Below are 21,022 nucleotides of genomic sequence, written 5' to 3'. Positions count from 1 at the left end.
CAAGAAATCCAGGGGTTTGTCAAATGTAGGAATCCGGCCATTACTTGACACCTGGGTGGGGCCAGGGCCATTATGGCGGCTGAAGTGGATAGCCAAAGCCAGCACCGCCACTCGTTGGCTGCTGGGTTTTCCTGCTCACCATGGCCCAGACTCGGAAGCTCACCACCGTGCAAACCGCCCTCAGGGTGCTGGCCTACCTAGCCGAGCACCCCGAGGGGGTGGAGGCAGCGCGGTTGGCAGCCTTTTTGGGTAAAAGCCTCTCCACCGCCTACGCCCTTCTGGCCAGCCTGGTGGCCGAGGGGTTTGCGGAACGAGAGGGGAGCCTTTACAAGCTCTCCAGGACCGCCTTGGCCAGAAGCCCTGCTCCACTGGTGGAGCCTGAGCGACTGGCCGATGCGTTAGAGGAGCTCTACCTGCGCACCCGTGAGCGGACCTACCTGGCCCTGCTTGACCGGGAGGGTCGGCTTCGTCTTAGCACCCGTGGTCGGCAGGGGCTGCCTAAGCTGAGCGGGGTAGAGGAGGTCATCGCGGAGGGCTTTCACGCCTTGGCCCTGGGCAAGGCGGTGCTGGCCTTTTTGGAGCCCGAGGTCCAGGCGGGCCACCTACAGAACCTGCGGGCCTACACCCCGCTGACCCTAACTGACCCCCTGACCCTGGAGGAAGAGCTTGCCAAGGTGCGGCGGATGGGGTTTGCGGTGGAGATAGAGGAGCACGCCTTGGGGCTTTCCAGCCTGGCGGCACCTATTTTTGACCCGGAGGGGCGGGTGCTGGGAGCCTTGGGGGTGGTGGTCCCTTCCCGGCGTTTTCCCTATGCCTTTACTCGGTTGGTGCAGGCTGTGCAGGAGGTGGCCAAAGCGGCCTCGAGCTACCACCCCACCGAACCCGTCTCGGTAGGCTCGGAGCTGCTGTCCCAGCCCTTGGAGAACCTTCCCGAGCCGCCGCCTACCCCTGCTTGCGAGGAGAAGGCGGTGCCCGCCCCACCCCGTCTGGTGGCCGAGGCCAACCTGCGGGACTACCGGACCGAATACGAGCGGAGCCTGAGGGACCCAGAGGGTTTCTGGGCGGCTTGGGCCCGAAGGTTTTTCTGGTTCTCTCCCTGGAAGGAGGTCTGCCGGCTCGAGCCCCCCCACCACCGCTGGTTCGTGGGGGCCGAGACCAACATTACCTACAACGCCCTGGACCGCTACGCCGAGGGCCCTCGCCGCAACCACCTAGCCCTCATCGCCCTGGCGGGGGACGGCGCTGTGCACAAGCTCACCTACCGCGAGCTGCGCGACCTGACCTCCAGGCTGGCCGGGGGTTTGCGGGCCTTGGGGGTTGGGCCGGGCGACCGGGTGGCGGTCTATATGCCCACCGGGCTCGAGATGGCCCTCACCTTTTTGGCTTGCGCCCGTATAGGGGCGGTGCATGTGGCGGTGCCGGCGGGGATGGGGGCCCAGGCCCTGCGGGAGCGCCTGGTGGACACTGGAGCCAGGCTCCTGGTAGCGGCCGACCGGATGTACCAAGGGGGGCGGGTCCTGCCCTTCGCCGGCCTGATTGAAGAGGCGGTTCAGGACCTGGACCTGGAGGTGCTCTGGTTCAGTCGGGGGGGCAACGCCCGGCCCTTGGAGTTCTGGGAACTCGTGGAGGCCCACCGGCCCAACACCCCGCCCTTGCCGGTGGACAGCGAGCACCCCCTTTTCATCCTCTACACCTCGGGCTCCACCGGGAAGCCCAAGGGGGTGGTCCACGTGCACGGGGGGTATATGGTGGGCATCACCTACCACCTGCGCGCCCTTTTTGACCTCAAGGAGGGGGACGTGATGTGGGCCACCGCTGACCTCTCCTGGATTGTGGGGCACAGCTATGGGCTTTATGCCCCTCTCTTGGAGGGCCTGACCACCGTGCTTAGGGCTGAGCGGCTGGACTACCCCGACCCCGGCAGCTTCTACGAGACCCTGGAGGAGTGCGGGGTCAACGTCCTCCTGACCAGCCCCACCTGGCTACGCACCTTCCGCCGGCACGGGGAGGAGTGGGCCAAGGGGGCCGACCTTGGCGCCTTGCGCCTGGTGGGCTGCGTGGGGGAGTACCTGGCCCCGGAGGTCTGGCGCTGGGCCCGCAACCACCTGGCCCACGTGCTGGACAACTGGTGGCAGACCGAGACCGGCGGACCCTGCCTCTCTACCCCGGTGTGCATGCCTGCCAAGCCCGGAAAGGCCGGTCTACCGCTGCCTGGGGTGGAGATGCGGGTGGTGGACGGCCTAGGCCGGGAGCTTCCCCCTGGCGAGAAGGGGCACCTGGTCATCTGCAAACCCTTCCCCCACTTCATGCGCACCTTTTGGAACGACGATAGGCGCTACATTGAGCAGTGGAGCCGCATTCCGGGCTGCTACACCACCGGCGACATCGCAGTACGCGATGAGGAGGGGTACATCGCGCTTCTGGGCCGCTCCGATGATGTGATTAAGGCCGGGGAGCTGCGCATTGGCACCGCGGAGATAGAAGGCGCCATGCTCGCCCACCCCGCGGTGGCCGAGGCTGCAGCGATAGGGGTGCCCGACCCTGAGGGGGGAGAGGTGGTCAAAGTCTACGTGGTCCTCAAGACCCGTGAGGCCAGCCTGGAGGCCCGGGCGATCCTTTCGGACAAACTCAAATCCCACCTGCGTCGTCAACTGGGTAGCTTGAGCCTGGCCATTGAGGTGCTTATCGTGGAGCGCCTACCCCGCACCAAAAGCGGAAAAATCATGCGCCGTTTGCTAAAGGCCCAGGAGCTGGGGGCTGACCCCGGCGACCTTTCCACCCTGGAGCCGTAGAGGAGGCCCTATGCAGATTGAGCAGCTTTTGAGGACCCAAGCCGGCTATCTAGCGCCCGAGTGGGAGCGGCAGGCCGCCAACCTGCGCGATTTTTGGGCTGAGTACCGCCGCAGCCTGGAGGACCCGGAGGGCTTCTGGGGGGAGGAGGCCCGTCGGTTTAGCTGGTTCCAGCCCTTTGAGCGGGTTTTGGAATGGAAGTTTCCCGACCACCGCTGGTTTCTGGGGGGGCGGACCAACATCACCTACAACGCCTTGGACCGCCACGCTAAAGGCCCCGGCCGCAACCGGGTGGCCCTTTTGTACCTAGGGGAGGACGGCAGGGAACAGAAGCTCACCTATGGGGAGCTCCTGGACCGGGTGGCCCGCTTTGCCACCGCGCTTAGAGCCCTTGGGGTTCGGGAAGGCGACCGGGTCATCGTCTACATGCCCCTGACCCCTGAAGGGATTATCGCTATGCTGGCCTGCGCTCGGATTGGGGCGGTTCACTCGGTGGTCTACGCTGGCCTGGGGGTGGCGGCCTTGCGGGAGCGTATACAGGACGCGGGGGCCAGGCTGGTGGTGGCTGGGGACGTGAGCTACCGCCGAGGGAAACCGGTTGATCTCGAATCTATCGTTTTGCAGGCCACGCAGGGCCTGGATGTGCACGTGGTCTGGTTCAACCGGAGCAAGGCGGTGCCCGAAGGCCCCCACCATAGCGACTTCAACGCCCTTCTCTGGAGGCACAAGCCCGAAGCGGAGGCGGTGCCCCTGGACAGCGAGCACCCCCTTTTCATCCTCTACACCTCGGGCTCCACCGGAAAGCCCAAGGGGGTGGTACACGTGCACGGGGGGTACATGGTGGGCGTTGCCTACCACCTGCGGACCTTTTTTGATGTGAAGGAGGACGAGGTCTTCTGGGCTACCTCGGACATCGGCTGGATTGTGGGGCACAGCTACATCGTCTATGCCCCCTTGCTCTTGGGGGTTACCAGTGTGCTGCGTGAGGGGGCCCCCGACTACCCCGACCCCTCCGCCCTCTGGGGGGCTGTGGAGCGCTATCGGGTGAACGTGATCTTCACTGCCCCCACTGCCGTGCGCATGTTTATGAAGTACGGTCCAGAATGGCCAGCCCGGCACGACCTTTCCTCGCTGCGGCTTTTGGCAGTAGCGGGTGAGCCGCTGAACCCCGAGGCCTGGCGCTGGGCCTACACCCATCTGATGGACGAGGGACGGCGCGGTTTTGTGGTGGACAACTGGTGGCAGACCGAGCTAGGGGGGCCCACCCTCGGTACTCCGGTGACGCTCGAGGCCCGCCCTGGCTTTGCTGGGGTACCGCTGCCCGGGGTGGAGGCAAAGGTAGTGGACGCTGAGGGAAAGGAGGTGCCCCCGGGAAAGGGGGGGCTGCTTGTTTTGCGCCGGCCCTTTCCGCACATGATGCGCACCATCTGGGGCGACCATGGCCGCTACGTCCGCTACTGGGAGGAGGTTCCCGGTGGGGTCTACGCCGCGGGGGATGTGGCCAGCCGGAGCGAGGATGGCTACTTCACGGTGCTAGGGCGGGCCGACGATGTACTCAATGTGGCTGGGCACCGCATCGGCACCGCCGAAGTGGAAAGCGCCTTGGTCTCTCACCCTGCGGTGGCGGAGGCCGCAGTGATAGGGGTACCTGACCCCATCAAGGGTGAGCGCATCCAGGCCTTTGCGGTGCTGCGGGCGGGTTGGGCGAAGACCCCCGCTTTGCAGCAGGAGGTGGTGCAGCATGTGCGGCAGCAGCTTGGTCCCATTGCCACGCCGGGGGAACTGGTGTTCGTGGACAAGCTGCCCAAAACCCGCTCGGGCAAAATCCTGCGGCGGCTTCTGAGGGCCCAGGCGCTGGGGCAGGACCCGGGCGACCTTTCCACCTTGGAGGAATAGCCTATAAGAAGGGCTGCCAAAGCGGGCTGGCGGGCTCGGCGAGAGCGTCTAGGACGCTGAAGTGGTGGGCCTCAGGAACCCGGAGGACCCCCTGGCAGACCTCTGGCCAGGCCTGGGTTAGGAGCTGGCTTTGTCGGTGGAACTCTTCCGACTCCAGCGCCCCCACCGCCAGGAGCAAGGGTGCTTTCAGGGTGGGCCGCTTGTAGGCAGGGCTCGAGGCCCTGGCGCTCCTGTGGTTAAGGCGCAGATCGGCGTTGAAGGAGACCTGTAGAAGGGGCTCGAGGTCAAAGAGCCCGCTGATGGCAATGCCTCCCGCAAAGGCCTCCTGGGGCACGCCGTAGGCCTCCCAAGGGGTGGCGAAGAGCTCGGCGGTCAGGTGCCCTCCGGCCGAGTGCCCGCTGACGAGCAGGGGGCTATGCACCCCATAGCGGGGGGCCTCGCGGTGCAGCCAGGCCACCGCCCGGCGGCACTGCTCGGTAATCTCGGCGATGCTGACCGCCGGGCAGAGCGCGTAGTTCAACACCGCCACGCTAAGACCAGCCCTTACTAGGGGTGGGGCCAGCCAAGAGAAGTCATCCTTGTCAAAGGCCCGCCAGTAGCCGCCGTGGATGAAGACGAGCAGGTAGCGGCTTTGGGGAGCGGGGAAGAGGTCTAGGGTTTCCTTTTCCCCCGGCCCGTAGCGCAGGTTGGGGTGGTGGGGCAGGGCCTCGCGGGCGGCCCGGGAGGACTCGGCCCAGCGCTGGAAGTAGGCTGCTGCGTCAGGCACAGTGAGCCGGGGGCTGTACTGGAGTTCTATCCAGGAGGGTTCGCTCATACGCTCAGGTACCGTTTCCAGACCTCGGGCCTGGCCTTGAGTTCTTCGGAGGTCCCCTGCCAGACCACCCGGCCCCGTTCTAAGATGGTGTGCCGGTCGGCCAGGGGGAAAAGGCGCTCTAGGTACTTGTCAATGACCAAGATGGTCTGCCCGCCTTCCTTGAGCAGGCGCAGCACCCGCCAGATTTCCTCCCGCAACAGAGGGGCCAGCCCCTCGGTGGCCTCGTCCAGGATGAGCAGCCGGGGGTTGGTCATGAGGGCCCGGCCAATGGCCAGCATTTGCTGTTCGCCGCCGGAGAGCTGGTGGCCCAGGTGGTGGCGTCGCTCCTGTAGCCTGGGAAAAAGCCCGTAGACCCGCCGGAGCGTCCAGGGGTCTGGGCTTTGGCTGCGGTTGGCGGCGAAGGCAATGAGGTTTTCCTCTACCGTGAGGTTGGGGAAAATCTGTCGCCCCTCGGGCACCAGGGCTATGCCCAAAGCGGCGATCTGCTCTGGGGCCAGGGCCTCAATGGGCCGCCCGGCGAAGCGGATATGGCCCCGCCTGGCCGGGGTGAGGCCCATGATGGAGCGCACGGTGGTGGTCTTACCCATGCCGTTGCGCCCGAGCAAGGTGGCCACCTGGCCTTGGCCCACCTCGAGGCTCACCCCAAAGAGCACCTGGCTGGCCCCGTAGAAGGTCTCCAGGTTCTCAATTTGGAGCAGGGCGCTCACGCCACACCCCCCTCGTCGCCCAGGTAGGCCTTGTGAACCTCAGGGTTGGCCCGGATCTCCTCCGGGGTGCCGGTGGCGATCACCTGGCCATAGACCAGCACCGAGATGCGCTGGGCTAGCCGAAAGACCGCGTCCATATCGTGCTCAACGAGCAGGATGGTAAACTCCTGGCGCAGGCTTTCTATAAGCTCTACCATCCGCGCCGACTCCTCGGGGCCCATGCCGGCCATGGGTTCGTCCAGGAGCAGAAGTTTGGGCCTGGAGGCCAAGGCCAGGGCTACCTCGAGCGCCCTCTGCTCCCCGTGGGAGAGCTGGCCCGCCACCACCTCAAAGCGCCCCCCCAGGCCCACCCGCTCGGCCACCCGAAAGGCCTCCTCGGTGAGGGCTTTTTCCTTAAAAACCGGCTGCCAGAAGCGAAAGCTGCTCCCCCGGCGGGCCTGCACGGCGAGCTCGAGGTTCACCCGCACGGTGTAGTTCCTAAACAGATTGGTGATCTGGAAGGTGCGGGCCAGCCCCCGGTGCACCCGGGCGTGGGCCGGCAGGTGGGTGATGTCCTGGCCCTCAAAGCGAACCTGACCCTTGTTGGGGGCCAGCACCCCGGTTATCAGGTTGAGCAAGGTGGTCTTGCCCGCCCCGTTGGGGCCGATTAGGGCATGAATCTCGCCGGTCTTTACCGCTAGGTTGCAGCCGTTGACCGCCAGCAGGCCGCCAAAGCGCTTGCTGAGCTGATGGGTTTCCAGGAGAGTCATGGCTCCCTCCGCCAGAGCCCGGCCAGCCCTCGAGGAGCGAAGAGCACCACCGCTAAGAGGATCAGCCCCACCCCAAGCTGCCAGTGGATGGTGAGGTCTTGCAGCACCTCCTCCACGATGGAGAGTGCTGCTGCCCCCAGCACACCCCCCCAGAACTGCCCCACCCCGCCCAGGATGACCATCATCATCAGATGGCCCGACTGCTGCCAGGCCAGCAGGTTGGGCGAGGCGTACTGGGTGTAGTGGGCCATGAGGACTCCAGCCAGCCCGGCTAGGGCTCCGGCCAGCACGAAGGCCAAGAGCTGGAAGCGGTAGACCGGGTAGCCCAGGGCCAAGGCTCGCGACTCGTTTTCACGGATGGCCTGGAGCACCCGGCCAAAGCGTGCGTTTATCAGCCGGTGCAGGAGGTACAAGGCCCCGGCCAGCACCGCCAGGCTGAGGTAGTAAAGCGCAGTGTCGGTCAGCTCAAAGAGGCCGAACTCGGGCCGGCGGGCCCGGAGGCCATCCTCCCCGCCGTACTGCTTGAAGGAGACCACTAGGTAGTAGATCATCTGGGCGAAGGCCAGGGTAATCATGATGAAGTAGACCCCTCGGGTCCTCAAGCAGATGGCCCCGATTAGGAGGGCCAGCAGGGCGCTGAGCCCCACCGCTACCGCCCAGATGACCCAGCCCGAGCTCACCCCCTCGCGCATCAGGATGGCCGCGGTGTAGGCCCCCAGGCCGAAGTAGGCGGCGTGCCCGAAGCTCACCATCCCCCCGTAGCCCAGGATTAGGTTCAGGCTGCTCGCGGCTAAGGCCAGGATCATGATCTTGGTCAGAAGGCCCTGGTAAAACTCGAGCCCCATTGCGCTGGCAATAGGCGGAAACGCCAGCAGGAACAGAAGCACCAGAAGAAGAGGCCAGCGCATCAAGCTCCTCCTAGGTACGGGCCGGGAAGAGCCCTTGGGGCTTGAAAAAGAGTACCGCGGCCATCAAGAGGTAGATCAGGATAGAGGCCAGCGCCGGCCCCAGGTTGGCCGCCACCTCGGGCGGGGCCACCTGCGAGAGCAAAAGGGGTAGAAAAGCCCGCCCTGCGGTGTCCACGATGCCCACCAACAAGGCCCCCACCAGGGCCCCTTTGATGGAGCCAATCCCCCCGATCACGATCACCACGAAGGCCAAAATCAGGATGCTCTCGCCCATCCCAATCTGCACCGCTAAAATGGGCCCCAAAAAAGCTCCAGCGATGGCGCACAGCCCGGCTCCTACCCCAAAAAGCAGGGTGAAAAGAGGTCGGATGGGCACCCCCATGGCCTGGGCCATCTCGCGGTTGGAGGCCCCGGCCCGGAGCCACATCCCCACCCGGGTGCGGTTGACCAACCAGAAGAGGAGCCCCGCCACCAGGAGCCCCACCCCGATGATGGTGAGCCGGTAGGCCGAGTAGTTCAACCCCGGCAGGATTTCCACTGGGCCCGAAAGCTCCTCTGGGGCAGAGAGCAGAAGGGGCTGGGAGCCCCAGATGATGCGCACCACCTCGTTGATGATGAGGATGAGCGCGAAGGTGGCCAGCACCTGTGAAAGGTGGTCGCGCCGGTAGAGCTGGCGCAGCACGGTGAGCTCCAGGAGCATCCCGATGAGGGCGGTGCCCAGCACCGCCAGGGGCACCGCCAGCCAGAAGTTGCCCAACAGGCCCACAAAGGTCGCGGTCAGGTAGGCCCCGACCATGTAGAGCGAGCCGTGGGCCAGGTTGATCATGTCCATGATGCCGAAGACCAGGGTGAGGCCAGCGGCCAGCAGGAAGAGCATCAGGCCAAACTGGAGGCCGTTTAGGAGCTGCTCGAGCAGGAGTGAAGGGGGCATATCCTAGCGGAGCCTGCACCTATCCACGTAGGCGTCGCGGTGGTTGGTGAAGATGGTGCCCACCAGCCGGTTGACGATCTCCCCATTGGGCTGCTGGACCACCTGCCTTAGGTAGTAGTTCTGGATGGGGTAGCCGTTGGGGCTGAACTTTATGGGCCCGCGGGTGCTGTTGAAGCCGGCCAACATGGTCTTGCGCAGCTCGTCCTTCTTGCTCAGGTCACCCCCCACCGCCTTGATGGCGGTATCTAGGAGCAAGGCTGCGTCGTAGCCCTGCGAGGCGTAGAGGGTGGGGGTGCGGCCGTAGGCCTTGCGGAACTCCTCCACAAAGCGCTGGTTGACGGGGTTGTTGAGCTCCAGGGCCCACTGCGAGCTGTTGTAGATCCCCACCAGGGCCCTGCCCACCGCGCGAATCACGTCGGAGTCGGCGGAGAAGCCGGGCAGGAAGAGGGGCACCTCACGCAGGAGGCCCGACTCGGCGTACTGCTTAATGAAGTTTACCCCCATGGCCCCAGGCTCAAAGGCATAGACCGCCTTGGGCCGTACCGCGCGAATCTGGGCGATTTCCGCTGAGAAGTCAAGCTGGTTGAGCCGGTGATAGACCTCGGCCACCACCCGGCCCTTGAAGAAGCGCTTGAAGCCGGTAAGCGCGTCGCGCCCGGCGGGGTAGTTGGGGGCGATTAGAAAGACGTTCTCAAACCGGCGGGTCTGCACGTACTGGCCCATGGCCTCGTGCAGGTTGTCGTTCTGCCAGGCCACGTTCACGAAGTAGGGGCTGCACTGTTCCCCGGCATACTCCGAGGGGCCGGCGTTAGGGCTTATGTAGAAGACCTTCTCCTCAAAGATGGCCTCGCCCACTGCCAGCAGGATGTTGGAGAAGATGATTCCGGTCATGAAGTCTACCCGGTCGCGCTTGAGCATCCGGTCCACCGCCTGGCGGGCCACGTCGGGGTTTTGCTGGTCGTCGGCCGCCAGCACCTCCACCGGCAGCCCCCCAAGCTGGTTGCCTAGGAGCCTTATGGCCAGGTTGAAGCCGTCCCGCACGTCAATCCCCAGCGCCGCCCCCCCGCCCGAGAGGGTGCTCACGAAGCCAATCTTGACCGTGCGGGGCTGGGCCAGCGCGAACGAGAAGCCAAGGGCTAAAAGGACCAACAGCCAGACTGCCTTTCTCATCTTTGCCTCCTCCATATTGCCGTATCAACTTCCTCTCCCCTCAAAGGAGCGTGCGCACCTGCCAGAGTTCGGGGAAGAGCACGATTTCCAAGGCCCGCCTCAGGTAGGGAACGCCGGCGGTGCCCCCGGTGCCCTGCTTGTGGCCGATGGTGCGCTCCACGGTGGTCAGGTGGTTGAAGCGCCAGCGGCGGAAGTTCTCCTCCACGTCCACCAGCTTCTCGGCCAGGTAGTAGAGTTCCCAGTAGCGCCCGGTCTGGCGGTAGACCGTTAGCCAGGCTTCCGCCACCGCCGGGTGGGGCTGGTAGGGTTGGGCGAAGTCTCGCTCCAGCACCTCCGGGGGGATGTTCAGGCCCCGCCTGTGCAGCAGCCGCAGGCTAAGGTCGTAGAGGCTGGGGGAGCGCAGGGCCTGCTCGAGCCTCCCGTACTGCTCAGGCCGGTGGCGGTGGGGGCGCATCATGAAGGGCTGCTTGTTGCCGAGGAGGAACTCGATAAGCCGATACTGGTAGGACTGGAACCCCGAGGCCTTGCCGAAGGCCCAGCGGAACTCCAGGTAGTCCGCCGGGGTCATGGTGGTTAGTACCTCCCAGCTTTGGCTCATCTGCTCCTGGGCCCGGCAGACCCGGCTCAGCATCTTCAAGGCTGGGTCCACGACGCCCTCCTCCAGCAGGGCCATTGCCGAGGTGAGCTCGTGGATGATGAGCTTCATCCAAAGCTCCTGCACCTGGTGCGCCACGATAAAGAGCACCTCGTCGTGGGCCTTGGTGAGGGGGCACTGGGCCTCCAGCAGGGTGTCCAGCCGAAGGTAATCGCCGTAGGACAGCTCCCGGCTGAAGTCGGTGTGGGCGGTCTGATAGGTTTCTTTCATCAGGTCACCTGGGCTTTCTCCCGGTAACGGGGGTCCTGCCAGAGGCCTTCTTCCATCACTCGCCTGAACCTCTCTACCGCCTCGTACACGTCGGCGTAGCGCAGGTAGAGGGGCCCGAAGCCAAAGCGCAGGATGTCCGGATGGCGGAAATCGCCCACCACCCCCTGGGCGATGAGGGCCTGCACGATGGCGTAGCCCTCAGGGTGGCGGTAGGCCACCTGGCTACCCCGCCGGGCGTGCTCGAGGGGGGTGGCCAGCTCGAGGCCGTAGCGGGCGGCCAGGGGGGCCATCCGCTCTATGAACAGGTCGGTGAGCCTGAGCGACTTCGCCCGTACCTGCTCCATCTCCACCCCTTCCCACACCTCCAAAGCTGCCTCCAAGGCGCTCATGGAGAGGATGGGGGGGGTGCCCACGGTCATCCGCCGCAGGCCCTCGGCCGGGGTGTAGGTGGGGCTGAAGGCGAAGGGGGCCTGGTGGCCCATCCAGCCGGTCAGAAAGGGCTTTAGGGCCTTTTGGTGCCGCCGCGCCACGTAGAGAAAGGCCGGGGCCCCGGGGCCTCCGTTCAGGTACTTGTAGCCGCAGCCCACCGCGAAGTCCACCCCACAGGCGTTCAGGTAGACCGGGAAGGCCCCCGCGCTGTGGGCCAGGTCCCAGACCACCAGGGCTCCTTGGGCCTGGGCCAGCCGGGTTAGGTGGGCCATGTCGTGGCGGTAGCCGGTGCGGTAGTCCACCTCGGTGAGCATGAGCACCGCGGTTTCCTCGTCCAAGGCGGCCTCTATCCCCTCCCTTGGGACAAAGCGCAGCTCGCAGTTTCCCCAAAGCTCCCTCAGCCCTTGGGCGATGTAGAGGTCGGTGGGGAAGTTGCCCACCTCGGAGACGATGGCCCTGCGGCCCGGGCGCAGCTTCAGCGCGGCCAGCAGCGCCTTGAAAAGGTTGACCGAGGTGGAATCGGCCACCACCACCTCGTCCGCCTCGGCCCCTATCAGCCGGGCGATACGGGTCCCCAGCCTTTGCGGCAGGTCAATCCAGCCGTGCAGGTTCCAGCTCCGGATCAGGTCCTGGCCCCACTGCTGCTCCACCACCTCCCGCATCCGCTCCGCCACCCGCTTGGGTAGGGGCCCTAAGGAGTTGCCGTCCAGGTAGATAAGCCCTTCCGGCATCACAAAGGCCTCCCGCTTAGCGGCTAGGGGGTCGGCCTGGTCAAGGGCTTGTATCTCAGCGGGAACCACAAGACCTCCTCACTCCGGGATGACCGCGGTGGCCTCAATCTCCACCTTGGCCCGGTCCTCCATCAGGGCTTTTACCTCCACCACGGTCATCGCGGGGTAGTGGCGGCCCATCAGGGCCCGGTAAGCCTCGCCCAGGGCTTCCAGCGAGGCCAAGTACTCCGCCTTGCTGGTCACGAACCAGGTGAGCCGTACCAGGTGCTCGGGCCTGCCCCCGGCCTCGGCCAGGGTTTCCAGGACGTTCTTCAGGGCCTGGCGGGCCTGGGCCACAAAGTCGTCGCTCTCAAAGACCCCCTCCCGGTTCCAGCCGACCATGCCGGCCATGAAGACCAGCCGTCCCCGTGCGGCGATGCCGTTGGCGTAGCCCTTGGGCTTGGGCCAGCCGGGGGGTTGGAGGATCTGGATGTCTTGGGTCGCCATCGCTAGCCTTTCACCTGCTGGGCCTCCTGCCGCAGGATGTACCGCTGTAGTTTACCGGTCTGGGTCCGGGGCAGGCTCTCGCGGAACTCAATGGCCCGGGGGTACTTGTAGGGGGCAATCTGTCCCTTGACGAAGTCTTGCAGCTCCTTGACCAGCTCGCTCGAGGGGCCATAGCCGGGCCGCAGCACCACGTAGGCCTTCACAATCTGCCCTCGCTCGGGGTCGGGGGCCCCCACCACCGCGCACTCCGCCACCGCTGGGTGCAGCAGGAGGGCGTCCTCCACCTCTGGGGCGGCGATGTTGTAGCCTGCCGAGATGATCATGTCGTCGGTGCGGGCCTGGTAGACGAAGTAGCCCTCCTCGTCCACCAAGTAGGCGTCCCCGGTGATGTTCCACCCCTTCTGCACATAGCTTTGCTGGCGGGGGTCGTCCAGATAACGGCAGCCGGTGGGGCCCCGCACCGCCAGCCGCCCCACCACCCCGGGGGGAAGCGGGTTGCCCTCCTCGTCCACCACGCAGGCCTCGTAGCCGGGCACGGGTTTTCCGGTGGCCCCCGGTTTGGCCTCCTCCTCGGTGTGGGAGATGAAGATGTGGAGCATCTCGGTGGCCCCGATGCCGTCTATCATCTCTATCCCAGTGGCCTCCTTCCAGAGCCTGCGGGTGGAAGGGGGCAGAAACTCCCCGGCCGAAACGCACTTTCTCAGCGAGGAGAGGTCGTGCTCCGAAGCCTGGGCGGTCATGGCCCGGTAGGCGGTGGGGGAGGTGAAGAGGACGCTGGCCCTGAATTCCGCGATGGCCGGGAGCAGCAGTTCCGGGCTGGCCCGCTCCAGCAGGACGCTTTTGGCCCCGATGCGCATGGGGAAGAGCACCAGCCCCCCAAGCCCGTAGGTAAAGGCCAGGGGTGGACTTCCAATGAAGGTGTCCTCAGGGGAAGCCCTGAGGATGTGTTTGCCGAAGGTGTCGCAGACCGCGAGCAGGTCCCGGTGGAAGTGCACGCAGCCCTTGGGCTTGCCGGTGGTGCCCGAGGTGAAGGCGATGAGGGCCACGTCGTCGCTGGCGGTGTCGGCGTTTTGGAATTCGTCGGGCTTCTCCTCCATGCGCCCTTCCAGCGCTCCCTCCCCCCAGTAGAGCACCTGCCGCAGGCTAGGGCAGCCCGGCCGGGCGTTCTCCAGCTCCTCCCTGAGCCGGGCATCGCCTAGGGCGTGGCTGATTTGGGCTTTGGTGATGACCTCGGTGAGCTCCTTGGCCCGCAGCAAGGGCATGGTGGTGACGGCGATGCCCCCGGCCTTCAGCACCGCGAACCAGGCCGCCACCAGCATAGGGTGGTTGGGGGCCCGCAGGAGCACCCGGTTCCCTGGCACCAGGCCCATGTCCTCTACCAGCACGTGGGCGATGCGGTTGGCCTTCTCCAAAAGCTCGCGGTAGCTCCAGCGGATCCCCGGGGCCAGCAGGCAGGTGCGCTCGGGGTGCTGTTCGGCCATCCTGTCAAGCAGCTCGGTGGCCGCGTTGAGCCGCGCTGGGTAGGCCAGCTCGGGCAGTTTGAAGATGATCTCGGGCCACTCCGACCTGGGCGGCAGGTTGTCCCGGACAAAGGTGTCTACGTGGGCGGTGTACCCCATATCGGCCCTCCTTTGGTTGGCTTTGGCCTCATACCGAAACCTCCTCCCGTTCTCGGTAGGCTTTTAGGAGCTCGCGGGCGATGATGAGCTGTTGCACCTCGCTGGCCCCCTCGTAGATGCGCAGGGCCCGGATTTCGCGGTAAAGCGACTCCACCACCTGGCCTTTTTTGACCCCCAGGCCGCCCCACAGCTGCACCGCGGCGTCGATCACCTGCTGGGCGTGCTCGGTAGCGACAAGCTTGGCCATGGCCGCCTCCAAGGTGACCCGCCGGCCCTGGTCGCGCAGCCAGGCCGCGCGGTAGGTGAGGAGGGTTGCGGCGTCAATCTGGGTGGCCATCTGGGCCAGCTTGGCCTGGGTGAGCTGGAAGTCGGCCAGGGTCTGGCCGAACATCCGGCGGGTGGTGGTGCGGGCCAGGGCCTCGTCCAGCGCCCGCCGGGCGAAGCCCAGGGCCGCCGCGGCCACCGAGGTGCGGAAGATGTCCAGGGTCTGCATGGCAATCTTAAACCCCTCGCCCTCCTGGCCCAGGCGCTGGGCGTGGGGTACGTGGCAGTCCTGGAAGCGCAGGGTGGCCAGGGGGTGGGGGGCCATCACCTCGAGCCGCTCGGCCACCTCGAGCCCTGGGGTACCCGCCTCTACCACGAAGGCGCTTATTCCCTTGGCCCCCTGGCTGCCCGGGGCGCGGGCGAAGACCACGTAAAAGTCGGCGATGCCCCCGTTGGATATCCAGGTTTTTTCCCCGTTTAGCACGTACGCCTCACCCTCTCGCTGGGCCAGGGTGGCCAGCCCCCCCACGTCGGAGCCGGCCTGCGGCTCGGAGAGGGCGAAGGCCGCGATGGCCTGGCCCTGGGCTACCTTGGGCAGGTAGCGGGCCTTTTGCGTTGGGCTGCCGTAGAGGGTGATGGCCCCTGAGCCCAGCCCCTGCAGGGCAAAGGCAAAGTCGGCCAGGCCATGGTGGTAGGCCAGGGCCTCACGGATGAGGCAGACCGCCCGGGTGTCTATGCTCTCCTTAGCCCCGCCGTAGGCCTGGCCCCCCACCGCGTAGCGGGTGAAGCCGGCCTCCCCTAAGGCCCGCACCAGGTGCCGGCAGGTGCTGTCCAGGTCGGCCTCGGGGTGCTCCGCTAGGTTCTTCTGGGCCCAGCCCCAGACCTCCTGGGCCAGCCGGCGGTGCTCTGGTTCAAAGAAGGGCCACTCGAGGTGCAGGCGGTTCATCTAGTCCCCCTGGAATACCGGTTTTTCTTTGGCTACGAAGGCCTGGTAGGCCCGGCGGAAGTCCTGGGTAGCCATGCACAGGGCCTGGGCCTGCGCCTCGGCCTCAATGGCCTCGTCTAGGCCCATGCTCCACTCCTGGTGGAGCATCCGCTTGGTCATGGCGTGGGCGAAGGTGGGGCCTTGGGCCAGCTCCCGGGCGAAGGCCTGGGCCTCCTCCAGCAGGGCCTCGGGCTCGCACAGCCGGTTGAAGAACCCCCAGGCCAGCCCCTCCTCGCCGCTCATGGCCCGTCCGGTGTAAAGGAGCTCAGCGGCCCGGCCCTGCCCCACAATGCGGGGCAGCATGGCGCAGGCCCCCATGTCGCACCCGGCCAGCCCTACCCGGGCGAAGAGGAAGGCGGTCTTGCTGCGGGCGGTGCCGAAACGGAGGTCCGAGGCCATGGCCAAGATGGCCCCAGCCCCGGCACACACCCCGTCCACCGCGCTTATGATGGGCTGCGGGCAGGCCCGCATGGCCTTAACCAGGTCCCCGGTCATGCGGGTAAAAGCCAGCAGCTCCGGGGTTTTCATCTGGGTCAAGGGGCCGATAATCTCGTACACATCGCCCCCAGAGGAAAAATTCCCCTGGGCCCCGGTGAGCACCACCGCCCGCACATCCGAGGCGTAGGGCAGGGCCCGGAAAAGGTCGCGCAGCTCAGCGTAGGACTCAAAGGTGAGGGGGTTTTTGCGCTCGGGGCGGTTCAGGGTGAGGGTGGCCACCCGGTCCTCCACCTGCCAGAGGAAGTGCCGGGCCGAGTAGTCGGCCAGGGTGAGGCTGCCGTCGGGCCGCTTCATGGGTTCCTCCTTCCGTTTAGGTGTTGCTTGAGCCTGCCCAGCAGGGCGTAGAGGGTGTCCTTCTCCTCCGGGGAAAGCCCCTCAAAGAACTCGATAACCCAACCTTCGTGGACCTTGGCCATCGCACTGAAGACCTCCCGCCCCTTGGGGGTGAGCCGCAGCACCACTGAACGGCGGTCCTTTGGGTCGCTCTCGCGCCGCACCAGCCCCTCGGCCTCGAGCTGGTCGGCAATCCCGGTGACGTTCCCGGTGGTGACCATCATGCGCTGGGAGAGCTCTCCCATCCGCAGCCCCTCGGGGTGGCGCTCGAGCTGGGCCAGCAGGTCAAAGCGAGGCAGGGTGGTCGCGAAGTTCTCGCGCAGCCGGCTGCGGATTTTCCCGGTGATGAGGTTGGTGCAGGTCAGAAGGCGCAGCCAGAGCTTGATGGCCTGGTGGTGGTCCTCGGCCAGGCGGGTCTCCAGGTCTTTTTCCAGCGTGGTCATCTAGACTTCTCCTCCCGCTACCGCGATGGCCTGCCCGTTGATGGCTGCGGAGGCGGGCAGCGCCAGCCACAGCACCGCCTGGGCCACCTCCTCGGGCCTCACGAAGCGGCCCTGGGGGTTGGTTCGGGCCAGCTCCTCCCGGGCCTCGTCCGGGCTGCGGCCGGTCTTCTCCACGATGCGGTTTAGGCTTTGCGCCAGCAGCCCGGTTTCGGTAAAGCCAGGACAGACCGCATTGACGGTGATGTTCTTCCGGGCCAGCTCCAGCGCCAAGGCCCGGGTCAGGCCCACCAGGCCGTGCTTGGCCGCCACATACGCTGCGACGTAGGGGTAGCCCTTGAGCCCGGCGGTGCTGGCCACGTTCACGATGCGCCCCCAGCCGGCCCGGAGCATTCCCGGCAGGGCGGCCTGGGTGCAGAGGAAGGCCCCGGTAAGGTTGACCTGTAGCATCCTCTGCCACAGGGCCAGCTCGGTTTTGAGGAAGGGCTGGCTCTCAGCCTGGCCGGCGTTGTTGACCAGGATGTGCACCGGCCCCCAGGCCGCCTCCGCGCCCTCCACCGCCCGGCGCACCGCCTCAGGGTCGGTCACGTCGCAAACCTCCACGTGCACCTCCCCTCCAAGCTCCCGGGCCCGCTCCAAGAGGGCCTGCCGGTCGCGGCCCAGCAAGCTCAAGGCAGCCCCGGCCTCGCCCAGGGCCCGGGCGATGGCCCCCCCAATACCCCGGCTGGCGCCGGTGACCAGGGCGTGTCGGCCTTCTAGGGGTCTCATACGCCGCGGATGGCCAACTCCTCGGCCCGCTCGGCCTGGGCGCGGGCCAGGTTGCGCTCGAGCTGGGCCTTGCCCGAGAGGTACTGCTTGGGCCACTCGATCTCGGTGTAACCCAGCCGGGCTACCTGGTTCAACGTCCAGTGGGGGTCGGCCAGGTGGGGCCGGGCGATGGCGCATAGGTCGGCCCGCCCGGCGGCGATGATGGAGTTCACGTGGTCGGCCTCGTAGATGGCCCCTACCGCCATGGTGGCGATGCCCACCTCGTTTCGGATGCGGTCGGCGAAGGGGGTCTGGTACATCCGCCCGTAGACCGGGCGAGCCAGCCGGGTGGTCTGGCCGGAGGAGACGTCAATCAGGTCGCAGCCGGCCTCCTTGAACATCCGGGCTATCTCCACCGCGTCGTCCGGGGTGTTGCCTCCTGGGGCCCAGTCGTGGGCCGAGATGCGCACCGAGATCGGCAGGTGGGCCGGCCAGACCTCCCGCAGGGCCTTGAAGACCTCGAGGGGGTAGCGCATTCGGTTCTCCAGGCTGCCTCCGTACGCGTCGGTGCGGTGGTTGGTGAGGGGGCAGATGAAGGCCGAGAGCAGGTAGCCGTGGGCGCAGTGCAGCTCGAGCCAGTCAAACCCGGCCTCAATCCCCCACAAGGCCGCCTTTACAAAATCGGCCTTGACCCGCTCCATATCCTCGCGGGTCATCTCCCGGGGCACCTGGTTGTTGGGCCCGTAGGGAATGGGGGAGGGGGCCAGTAGGGGCCAGTTCCCCTCCGGCAGGGGCTCGTCCTGGGCCTCCCAGCCTACCTGGGTGGAGCCTTTGGGCCCGGCATGCCCGAGCTGGAGGGCTATCTTGGCGTCGGTGTGCTCGTGAACGAAGTCCACGATGCGCTTGTAGGCCCGCATGTGGGCCTCGCTCCACAGCCCCGCACAGCCCGGGGTGATGCGCCCATCGGGCGAAGGAGCGGTCATCTCGGTGAAGACCAAGGCCGCCCCGCCCAGCGCCCTGGCCCCCAGGTGGACCAGGTGGAAGTCGTTCACTAAGCCGTCCTTGGCCGAGTACATGGCCATCGGCGAGACCACCACCCGGTTCTTCAGGGTAAGGCCGCGCAGCCGGAAGGGGAGGAGCATAGGGGGGATGGGCTTTTTGGGCAGCCCGGTCCGCTCGGCTAGCCAGGCCTCGTAGCCCTCCAGGTACTTCTTATCCCGCAGCCTAAGGTTCTCGTGGGAGACCCGCTGCGAGCGGGTGAGCAGGCTATAGGCGAACTGTGGGGCCTCAAAGTGGCTGTAGCGCTCCACGTTCTCAAACCACTCGGTGGAGTTGCGCGCGGCATTTTGCAGCTTAAGGACCTCCACCCGCCGTACCCGCTGGTACTCCTCCAGCACCTCTTTTAGGTGGGCCAAGGTGTCGCCTATCCGTTCAAAGGTGCGGGCCAGCTCAATAGCGTCCTCCAGGGCCAGCTTGGTGCCGCTTCCGATGGAGAAGTGTGCGGTGTGGGCGGCGTCCCCCATCAGCACCACCGGCACCCGGCCGCTCCAGTGGACCCAGCTCTCGCAGACCACCCGGGAAAACTTAATCCAGATGGCCGAACCCCGTAGGTGCCGGGCGTTGGACATCAGTTTGTGCCCGCCTAGGTATTTGGCGAAGAGCCGCTCGCAAAAGGCGATGCCCTCTTCCTGGCTCATCCGGTCCAGCCCAGCCCTTTGCCAGACCACCTCTGGGGTCTCCACGATGAAGGTGGAGGTCTCGGCGTCAAACTGGTAGGCGTGGGCCTGGAACCAGCCCCACTCGGTTCGCTCAAAAGCAAAGGTGAAGGCTGGGAACCGCTGGTGGGTACCCAGCCAGACAAAACGGCACTTGCGGACGTCTATATCCGGCTTGAAGGTGCTCTCGTATTTCCTGCGTACCCGGCTGTGGATGCCGTCTGCCGCGACCACCAGGTCGGCCCGGTACTCCCGGGCCACCACCTCGTCGTCGGTCACCTCAGTCTGGAATATGAGGTTCACCCCCAGCTCCAAGCACCGGTCCTGCAGGATGTTCAGTAGCTTTTTGCGCCCGATGCCCACAAAGCCGTGGCCCCCGGAGCGGATGACTTGGCCCTTGAAGTGTATCTCTATGTCGTCCCAGTGGTGAAAGGCGCGGCGAATCTGGTCGTAGGTAGGGTAGTCGGCCTTTTCCAGGTTCCCTAGGGTCTGGTCGGAGAAGACCACTCCCCAACCGAAGGTGTCGTCGGGGCGGTTGCGCTCCAAGACGGTAACCTCGTGCTTGGGGTTTTGCTTTTTCATCAGCAGGGCAAAGTAAAGCCCTGCGGGTCCGCCGCCTATGCACACGATGTTCATCCTTATCCCTCGCCTGCCGGGGGGTCTTTGGCTGGAGCCTCGGCTTTTATTTAGACTTAAAATAATGACATTTGAAATATGAAAAGGGCTCTGCATCACAATCCTTGCCGATCCCGTATACTGAAGGCATGCCCTTGGGTTTAGGCGACTTTCTGCCGGATGCGACCGTTTATACCCCGAGCGTGGAGCCGCTCAAGCTCCCTGAGCTGGTGAAGGAGGGCCCTTTGGTGCTCCTCTTCTTCCCTGCGGCGCACACCCGGGTTTGCGAGCGGGAGCTTTGCGCTGTGCGGGATGGGCTTGCGGTCTACAACGCCCTGGGGGCGCGGGTCTACGGGATCAGCGTGGACACCCCTTGGACCCTGGGGGCCTATGCGGAAAAGCTAGGGCTGAGTTTTCCCCTTCTCTCCGATTACAACCGCGAGGCCACCCGGGCTTTTGGTTTAGAGATTAGCCTGAAAGGTTTGCCCGGTTTTTCCCAGCGGGCGGCCTACGTGGTGGACCCTCAGGGGCGGATTGTCTGGGCCTGGGTGGCCGAGGTTCCTTCCCAGGAGCCCCCTTACGAGGCAATTGAGCAGGCGCTTAGAGCAGCTCGAGCCGGGGCCAGCCCCTAAGCAGCTCCTCCTCGGTGAGGGCCTCGCCGGGGGCCTCGGGCGTCCAGGCTAGGTAGCTGGCCAGGGTGTTGGCGGGGCTCGAGGTGGTAAGCCCCAGCAGGGCGGCCCGAACCCCTTCCTGGCGCAAGGGGGTGGGCACCGGCGGCAGCCCGCCCCGCACCGCCAGGAGCAGGGTGACCAGGAGGTACCGTCCGTCGGGTTCGGCCCTGGCCTGGTAATCGGTTTGGCGGCGCTTCTGCCCCTCAAAGTGCCGGAAGGTCTCCACAAACTCGGCCCGGGTCTCGCTCATCCAGGCGTCAAAGCGGCCCTCGGCCTCTTCCAAGGAGCCCTGCCAGACCTCATACTGCCCGAAGCGCCACCCCGGGGCCTCCCGAAGCAAGAGCACCGCGGCGTTGTCCACCAGGTCGGCCAGGCCCCGTAGGCTCTCCGTGTCGGCCTCCTCAGCCAGGTTACGCAATTGTTGCTGGAGACTGGGGGAGTAGAGGCTGGCGAGCCGCAGCCGGGCCACGGTGGCCTCGGCCTCCCCCTCCCCAGCGCCTGCTTTTCTGAGGCCCCGCACCATATAGAGGCTGAGCAGGACAATTCCCCCGATGAGCAAGAGGGCCATCAGGTCAACCCCCCGATGGGCGCCGGAGCCCGGGGCCACGTAGACGGGTGGCCTGGGGCTTGGGTAGGCCGGGGTCGGCAGGGGCCAGGAG

19 protein-coding genes are annotated in these 21,022 nt (G+C 66.1%); 3 read left to right on the top strand and 16 right to left on the bottom strand.

Features of this window, described 5'->3' with window-relative positions; all coding sequences use genetic code 11:
• Positions 1–140: 140 nt before the first annotated feature.
• The gene (locus Mlute_RS05420) at positions 141–2,792 is read left to right on the top strand and encodes an AMP-binding protein (protein ID WP_119359729.1); all 2,652 of its coding nucleotides are present in this window, start codon (positions 141–143) and stop codon (positions 2,790–2,792) included.
• Between the two features lie 10 nt (positions 2,793–2,802).
• Positions 2,803–4,686: an acetate--CoA ligase gene (acs, locus tag Mlute_RS05415; protein ID WP_119359728.1), complete on the top strand. Its 1,884-nt coding sequence runs from the start codon at positions 2,803–2,805 to the stop codon at positions 4,684–4,686.
• 1 nt (position 4,687) lies between these two features.
• On the opposite strand, the gene Mlute_RS05410 is transcribed toward acs, so the two are convergent.
• From Mlute_RS05410 to Mlute_RS05340, 15 genes are read right to left on the bottom strand one after another with little or no spacing between them, the layout of a single operon-like run.
• Positions 4,688–5,500 (bottom strand): alpha/beta hydrolase, encoded by an 813-nt coding sequence (locus Mlute_RS05410; RefSeq protein ID WP_119359727.1) that lies wholly within the window; start codon positions 5,498–5,500, stop codon positions 4,688–4,690.
• Entirely contained in the window at positions 5,497–6,207 is a 711-nt protein-coding gene (locus Mlute_RS05405; protein WP_119359726.1) for an ABC transporter ATP-binding protein, read from the bottom strand. The genes Mlute_RS05410 and Mlute_RS05405 overlap by 4 nt, the downstream gene beginning before the upstream one ends.
• Positions 6,204–6,956 carry an ABC transporter ATP-binding protein gene (locus tag Mlute_RS05400; RefSeq protein WP_119359725.1) on the bottom strand — a complete coding sequence of 251 codons (753 nt, stop codon included), beginning with the start codon at positions 6,954–6,956 and terminating at the stop codon, positions 6,204–6,206. The genes Mlute_RS05405 and Mlute_RS05400 overlap by 4 nt, the downstream gene beginning before the upstream one ends.
• On the bottom strand, positions 6,953–7,864 hold the full coding sequence (locus Mlute_RS05395; RefSeq protein WP_119359724.1) for a branched-chain amino acid ABC transporter permease: 912 nt from the start codon (positions 7,862–7,864) through the stop codon (positions 6,953–6,955). Before Mlute_RS05395 ends, Mlute_RS05400 begins: the two co-directional genes overlap by 4 nt.
• A gap of 10 nt (positions 7,865–7,874) precedes the next feature.
• Complete coding sequence (locus tag Mlute_RS05390; protein ID WP_119359723.1) at positions 7,875–8,795, bottom strand: branched-chain amino acid ABC transporter permease; 921 nt, start codon at positions 8,793–8,795, stop codon at positions 7,875–7,877.
• A gap of 3 nt (positions 8,796–8,798) precedes the next feature.
• Positions 8,799–9,965 carry an ABC transporter substrate-binding protein gene (locus tag Mlute_RS05385; RefSeq protein ID WP_119359739.1) on the bottom strand — a complete coding sequence of 389 codons (1,167 nt, stop codon included), beginning with the start codon at positions 9,963–9,965 and terminating at the stop codon, positions 8,799–8,801.
• A gap of 40 nt (positions 9,966–10,005) precedes the next feature.
• The gene (gene kynA / locus Mlute_RS05380) at positions 10,006–10,830 is read right to left on the bottom strand and encodes a tryptophan 2,3-dioxygenase (protein ID WP_119359722.1); all 825 of its coding nucleotides are present in this window, start codon (positions 10,828–10,830) and stop codon (positions 10,006–10,008) included.
• Positions 10,830–12,059 (bottom strand): kynureninase, encoded by a 1,230-nt coding sequence (gene kynU / locus Mlute_RS05375; RefSeq protein WP_119359721.1) that lies wholly within the window; start codon positions 12,057–12,059, stop codon positions 10,830–10,832. Before kynU ends, kynA begins: the two co-directional genes overlap by 1 nt.
• A gap of 9 nt (positions 12,060–12,068) precedes the next feature.
• Positions 12,069–12,476: a RidA family protein gene (locus tag Mlute_RS05370; RefSeq protein ID WP_119359720.1), complete on the bottom strand. Its 408-nt coding sequence runs from the start codon at positions 12,474–12,476 to the stop codon at positions 12,069–12,071.
• Between the two features lie 2 nt (positions 12,477–12,478).
• On the bottom strand, positions 12,479–14,095 hold the full coding sequence (locus Mlute_RS05365; protein WP_119359719.1) for an AMP-binding protein: 1,617 nt from the start codon (positions 14,093–14,095) through the stop codon (positions 12,479–12,481).
• 28 nt (positions 14,096–14,123) lie between these two features.
• The gene (locus Mlute_RS05360) at positions 14,124–15,305 is read right to left on the bottom strand and encodes an acyl-CoA dehydrogenase family protein (RefSeq protein WP_119359718.1); all 1,182 of its coding nucleotides are present in this window, start codon (positions 15,303–15,305) and stop codon (positions 14,124–14,126) included.
• Entirely contained in the window at positions 15,306–16,136 is an 831-nt protein-coding gene (locus tag Mlute_RS05355; protein WP_119359717.1) for an enoyl-CoA hydratase family protein, read from the bottom strand. It lies immediately after the preceding gene.
• Complete coding sequence (locus tag Mlute_RS05350; protein WP_119359716.1) at positions 16,133–16,618, bottom strand: MarR family winged helix-turn-helix transcriptional regulator; 486 nt, start codon at positions 16,616–16,618, stop codon at positions 16,133–16,135. The genes Mlute_RS05355 and Mlute_RS05350 overlap by 4 nt, the downstream gene beginning before the upstream one ends.
• Entirely contained in the window at positions 16,619–17,383 is a 765-nt protein-coding gene (locus tag Mlute_RS05345; RefSeq protein ID WP_119359715.1) for an SDR family NAD(P)-dependent oxidoreductase, read from the bottom strand.
• On the bottom strand, positions 17,380–19,713 hold the full coding sequence (locus Mlute_RS05340; protein WP_119359714.1) for a bifunctional salicylyl-CoA 5-hydroxylase/oxidoreductase: 2,334 nt from the start codon (positions 19,711–19,713) through the stop codon (positions 17,380–17,382). The genes Mlute_RS05345 and Mlute_RS05340 overlap by 4 nt, the downstream gene beginning before the upstream one ends.
• 128 nt (positions 19,714–19,841) lie before the next feature.
• Here Mlute_RS05340 and Mlute_RS05335 point away from each other — a divergent pair, with 128 nt between their 5' ends.
• Positions 19,842–20,324 carry a redoxin domain-containing protein gene (locus tag Mlute_RS05335; protein WP_119359713.1) on the top strand — a complete coding sequence of 161 codons (483 nt, stop codon included), beginning with the start codon at positions 19,842–19,844 and terminating at the stop codon, positions 20,322–20,324.
• Here the strand turns inward: Mlute_RS05335 and Mlute_RS05330 are convergent.
• Positions 20,293–21,022 (bottom strand): DUF1517 domain-containing protein (locus Mlute_RS05330; RefSeq protein WP_119359712.1); only part of this gene is annotated, 730 nt, incomplete at its 5' end. The genes Mlute_RS05335 and Mlute_RS05330 overlap by 32 nt on opposite strands.

This window comes from Meiothermus luteus (genome assembly GCF_003574085.1).
GTDB lineage: Bacteria > Deinococcota > Deinococci > Deinococcales > Thermaceae > Meiothermus > Meiothermus luteus.
Note: the sequence above shows the minus strand (reverse complement) of the source record. Positions and strands in the feature narration are given on the sequence as shown.